The organism is Protofrankia sp. Cr1 (genome assembly GCF_963555865.1).
In the GTDB taxonomy this organism is placed as follows: domain Bacteria; phylum Actinomycetota; class Actinomycetes; order Frankiales; family Frankiaceae; genus Protofrankia.
Window position 1 is genome coordinate 1 of the sequence record NZ_CAUVXO010000638.1, and the last position, 2,841, is coordinate 2,841.

Consider the following 2,841-nt stretch of genomic DNA (forward strand, 5'->3'; position numbering starts at 1 on the left):
GCGTGCGTGGCCTACGAGGCTGCGCTGGAAGCGAGTCACGCAGCCGTGGGCGCCTACACGGCACGGCTCGCCGCCGAAGAGCGCCGCCCGGAACCCGACCACGCGCAGATCGAGCGATGGCGGGCAGGGCAGCAGGCAGTCGTTCGGGACCGGGATGCGCTGGACCCGGCCGATGCCGTCGCCGTCGCCCGTGCCCGCGCCCGTTTCACCGACCTGGCCCGCGAGATCCGGGAGGGCTGACAGATCACCAGCCCGCCGGGTCCGTCCCAGCTTCCCGCGGACCTGGCTGAACGGATCTTCCGGGAACAGATCGTGCCGGCCGAGACGGGCAATGCCCGGGCGGCGCCGCATCCACTGGTGGTCTTCCTGGTGGCCCAGCCGGGGAGCGGGAAGACCCGGGTGGCCCGGCAGCTGGCCGTGGCATTCGACGATCGCGGCGGATTCATCGACGTCGACAGCGACCGGTACAAGCCGTTCCATCCCGATTACGATCAGCTCATGACTGAGAACGACCGGGCGATGGCACTGCATACCGGATTCGACGGCCGGCGGTGGGTGCAGGCCATGCACGAACACGTGCGCTCCCACCGACTCAATGCGCTCGTGCAGGCAACCGCCATCGATCCGGCCTCCGTCGGGGAGAACATGGCCCGGTACCGGACGGCCGGCTACCAGGTGGCCGCCGCGTTCCTCGGCGTCCCCGAAGCCATGAGCCAGCAGGGTGTTGTGCACCGGTACCACGAACAGGTCCGTGACCGGGGTAGCGGACGACTGACCGTCGCGGAGAACGCCCGCCGCTCCTACGCCGGGATTCCCCTGCTGGCCGACCTCATCGACGCCGAACGGCTCGCCGACCTGGTCGTGGTCGTCCGCCGCGGCGAGGTGGAGCCGCGCTATGCCAACCAGCTCGGACCCGACGGGAACTGGACGGCGCCACCGCACCTGCGCGCGGCGGTCGAGACCGAACGCAACCGCCCTTGGACCCCGGGCGAGACCGCCGACTTCCAGGCCGTCCAGCGCACACTGGTGGCCGGCATGGGAGCCGAGTGGTCCGGCCGGCTTGCCGAGGCCGAACCTGATGCCCGTCTTCGCCGTGCCGGCCTGTCGGTAAGGGAGCTGTCACCAGCCGCAAACGGCGCTGATCTCTAGGTGCGGCTTGGCTGGATGAACGGGGTACCAGGGGTCGGGCTCGTGTGCGACAGGCCATCCTCGTAGCTCCAGCGACGGGCGTCCGCAAGGGGATCGGCGTGCCTGCGTGCGGGCGGGTTCTCGTTCGACGGTCTGGGCGCCTCAGGGCGGTGACGGCCAGACCCACGTCGTGGAACTCGGCACGCTTCTGGGTGTCGAGAATGTCGCGCTGGCTCCGTCCCAGGGACACCAGTGGCCACGACGGGCCGCGCGACGAAGAAGGAGAACCGCCATGAAGTACCTGCTGCTGAAGCATTACCGAGGTGGCCCGGCCCCCGCTGTCGACTGGGTGCCGATGGACCAATGGACGCCGGAGGAGGTCGACGCGCACGTGCAGTACATGCGCGACTTCGCAGCCCGTTTGGAAGAGACGGGTGAGTTCGTCGACGCCCAGGCACTGACGTCCGAGGGCACGTTCGTGCGGTATGACGGCGAGGGGCGCCCACCGGTGACCGATGGTCCGTTCGCCGAGACCAAGGACCTCATCGCCGGCTGGATGGTCATCGACGTGGAGTCTTGGGACCGCGCGGTCGCGCTGGCTGGGGAGCTGTCCGCCGCTCCTGGGGCTGGCGGCAAGCCGATCCACGAGTGGCTCGAGGTGCGCCCGTTCCTGTCCGAGCCGCCCACTGTCACCGAGTGAACGAGTCGCTGCTGCGGGAGCTCGTGCCCGCGGTGATCGGTGTCCTCGTCCGGCGCGGAGCCGACTTCGCGTCGGCCGAGGATGCCGTGCAGGAGGCCCTGATCCGGACGCTCGAAACCTGGCCGGACGATCCACCGCGCGATCCGAAGGCATGGCTCGTCACGGTCGCGTGGCACAGGTTCCTCGACGCTGCCCGTGCCGAGGCGGCGCGGCGGGGGCGAGAACTCGCCATGGAGGCCGAGGCACCCGCCGGTCCGGCGCCCGCCAAGGACGACACGCTGCGGCTCTACTTCCTGTGCGCGCACCCCACCCTGCCGCCGGGCTCGGCCGTCGCCCTGACGCTGCGCGCGGTCGGTGGCCTGACCACCCGGCAGATCGCGACGGCCTACCTCGTCCCCGAGTCGACCATGGCGCAGCGGATCAGCCGGGCCAAGCGGCGGATCGCGGGGCTACCGCTCGACCAGCCCGGCGATCTCGGGACGGTGCTACGGGTGCTCTACCTCGTCTTCAACGAGGGGTACGGCGGAGACGTCGACCTGGCGGCCGAGGCAATCCGCCTCACCCGCCACCTCGTCGTCTTGACCGACGAGCCGGAGGTCGCGGGGCTGCTCGCGCTCATGCTGCTGCATCATGCGCGTCGCGCGTCTCGCACCGGCCCCGGAGGTCGCCTGGTGCCGCTTGCTGAGCAGGACCGATCGCGCTGGGACACCGGACTGATCACCGAGGGGGTGACGATCCTGCAGGCCGCGTTGGCCCGCGACCGGCTGGGCGAATACCAGGCGCAGGCCGCGATCGCCGCCCTGCACGCGGACGCCCGGAGCACCTCCGAGACGGACTGGGTGCAGATCGTGGAGTGGTACGACGAACTGCTGCGCATCACCGGCAGCCCGGTGGTGCGGCTCAACCGCGCAGTGGCGGTCGGCGAGGCCGACGGACCGCGGGCCGGTCTGGCGGCGCTGGCTGAGGTGAACCCCGACCTGCCCCGTTACGCCGCGGTGACGGCATACCTGCAC

4 protein-coding genes are annotated in these 2,841 nt (G+C 70.9%); all 4 read left to right on the forward strand.

Annotated features, from left to right (window positions below):
- The coding region (locus tag U9980_RS27170; RefSeq protein ID WP_322770535.1) for a hypothetical protein at positions 1–240 on the forward strand (240 nt) is incomplete at its 5' end.
- A gap of 72 nt (positions 241–312) precedes the next feature.
- Positions 313–1,149, forward strand: a complete 837-nt coding sequence (locus U9980_RS27175) for a zeta toxin family protein (protein WP_322770536.1) — start codon at positions 313–315, stop codon at positions 1,147–1,149.
- Positions 1,150–1,420: 271 nt separating this feature from the next.
- Positions 1,421–1,828 (forward strand): YciI family protein, encoded by a 408-nt coding sequence (locus U9980_RS27180; RefSeq protein ID WP_322770537.1) that lies wholly within the window; start codon positions 1,421–1,423, stop codon positions 1,826–1,828.
- Positions 1,825–2,841, forward strand: a 1,017-nt coding sequence (locus U9980_RS27185; RefSeq protein WP_322770538.1) for an RNA polymerase sigma factor, incomplete at its 3' end; no start/stop codon positions are given. The genes U9980_RS27180 and U9980_RS27185, both read left to right, overlap by 4 nt.